The following is a 1,497-nucleotide window of genomic DNA, read 5'->3' as shown; positions in this document are numbered from 1 at the left end:
CCCCTCCCCAATAATCATAAACAAACCCAGGAATTTCCTTTCCAGTAACAGAGTTTACAATTCCAGGTGCATATTCCCCAAATAATCCACCGGCCCATGCACCTGCGGCAGCACCTCCAATAGCTCCTGCATTCGGTCCATCAGTAAAAAATGCACTGCCCATCGCAATTCCTACGTTTTGTCCAACAGTTCTTCCCGGTGCAAGCATACCAGTAATGCCTGCACTGGCACTGCTTTTCCAGTCCCAGTTTTTGTTCTCATTACCCGGCTGACTCAGATCAAACCACTGGTATGTTCCGTTAGCTATCTCAGCAATAACTCCACCACCGATCACTTTCCCGACGGACGCTGCAGGCCCCAGATACCAGGCACCTGCAATCAATACGCCATCTTTATAACCATCAACTATAACTTTGCTTATATTGGCTCCTTCAGGTAACTCACCTTTGGCAATTTTATCCAGTCCTGCCTGCTTCTGTTCCGGGGTGAGATTATTGGCATCAGCATACTGATTCCATGAGGAAACCGCCTGACCATAACTCACCATTCCTGATGGCAGACTGAGCGCATTAGTAGTTGACTGCCTCAACTTCAGGGTGACTTCTGCCGTTACTTTTTTAACCCCTCCCCCAACGCCTAAACGACACTTTCGTTTTCTGCAGTGCCTCATAGGAAGTATGAGCTTTAAAGCTAGTGTAATCAAAACCCACTGACACTACCATTCTGACAAACATGCCGGTGGATGATGCCCGACTTTTCCATCATGATGCCTGTTTAGTCGGGCGTGCACCGTACGGATGACATCTTTCACCTGGCTAGGTTCATACAACGCATCGTAAGATTTGTACGCATCAACCTGCAACTCTCACCTATATTCTGCCAGATGATGTTGTGAATCTTCGAGGGAGAGCTGCTTTATCATCTGCGTATTCTGTTCTATTCGATCACGGATTGGTCGTTACTCACCGATCACTTTCACGGTAATACGCATCTGTGGCTATCATCCCCACCACCTCGCCGGTGGCTGCATCCGCGGCACAGGCAAGAACGTTATTTCCCTGTGCCACCAGTGCGGCATTCACCACGGCATGAGCAGCCACATTTTCAGCTTTATTCACTTCACCGGTAAACGAGGCTGTGGTCATGGAGTACATTCATTGCAGTGTATTGAGTAACTCAGCCATTACATGAGACGCATCCTGTTTATAAGCTAATTCCCAACGGGTCTGCCAGTTTTCCGGACGACCGGCACTTTCCCATTCAGACAAGGCAAGTGCATTAATAATTTCCAACTCGAACCATATTTGCTGGTAACTCTCTTTACTTTCCTCATTTTTGAACAATTCATTCGACTGCACCAATTCTTCCGCATAGCTGACGAATTTTGCAAAACTAGCAACATCGTTCAGCGAATTCTGTGCATATTCACAAATAATATATTTCTTACTTGTCACCATATTTAACTGTTACAACCTTTCCAGATGAATTTGTAACTAC

Annotated in this window: 3 protein-coding genes; all 3 read right to left on the bottom strand. The window is 46.3% G+C overall.

Annotated features, from left to right (window positions below):
• A partial coding sequence (locus E0D98_RS24110; RefSeq protein WP_240723763.1) for a hypothetical protein occupies positions 1–547 on the bottom strand: 547 nt, incomplete at its 3' end.
• 415 nt (positions 548–962) lie between these two features.
• Complete coding sequence (locus tag E0D98_RS24105; RefSeq protein WP_000205441.1) at positions 963–1,145, bottom strand: hypothetical protein; 183 nt, start codon at positions 1,143–1,145, stop codon at positions 963–965.
• A 9-nt stretch (positions 1,146–1,154) separates the two neighbouring features.
• A complete protein-coding gene (locus E0D98_RS24100) occupies positions 1,155–1,457 on the bottom strand; it encodes a hypothetical protein (RefSeq protein ID WP_001370014.1) in 303 nt (100 codons plus the stop codon).
• Between the last annotated feature and the right edge of the window lie 40 nt (positions 1,458–1,497).

It is taken from the genome of Escherichia sp. KCJ4928, from assembly GCF_004352695.1.
Taxonomy (GTDB): domain Bacteria; phylum Pseudomonadota; class Gammaproteobacteria; order Enterobacterales; family Enterobacteriaceae; genus ECMA0423.
This window is presented reverse-complemented; position numbering and strand designations above follow the sequence as displayed.

Coding starts and splice junctions, on each gene's coding strand:
- E0D98_RS24105 (WP_000205441.1), bottom strand. CDS start 1,145: ATGACCACAGCCTCGTTTACCGGTGAAGTGAATAAAGCTGAAAATGTG.
- E0D98_RS24100 (WP_001370014.1), bottom strand. CDS start 1,457: ATGGTGACAAGTAAGAAATATATTATTTGTGAATATGCACAGAATTCG.